This window comes from Shigella sp. SIG3 (assembly GCF_053555855.1).
Genome location: NZ_JBQZXE010000335.1, coordinates 1 through 373 on the forward strand (window position 1 = coordinate 1; position 373 = coordinate 373).

Annotated in this window: 1 protein-coding gene; it reads right to left on the reverse strand. The window is 59.0% G+C overall.

Annotation, left to right across the window (positions count from 1 at the left end; genetic code table 11):
- Positions 1–52: 52 nt before the first annotated feature.
- Positions 53–373 (reverse strand): phage baseplate assembly protein (locus tag ACUU1I_RS21280; protein ID WP_373360585.1); only part of this gene is annotated, 321 nt, incomplete at its 5' end.

The following is a 373-nucleotide window of genomic DNA, read 5'->3' on the forward strand; positions in this document are numbered from 1 at the left end:
GCCCGCCCAATCAGGCCGAGGAGTTGTCGCTGCATGGCTTCAATCGTCCTCATCAGAACGGGTCCTCCTGTACTCTGGCTTTTTTCTTTTTCCGCGCGCCGGGGTCTTCGGGTTCAGGCAGATAAGCATCAGGCGGGCCGACACGGATTTCCGTCAGAGTGCCATTCTGGTCCTGAGTAAACGTGACTTCCGAGACAAGCAGTTCGGTATTGTCAAAACCACAGACCGGATCGAAGACAATCACCCGCTGGTTGGGCTGCCACAGCGTACCGTTACCCTGTCGCCAGCCCTGCACCACATAGGTGGTTTCATCCGTCCGCGCCGCCCGTTGCCGGGCTTCAAAGTCAGCACGCGCAATACAGCCTGCCCCCGT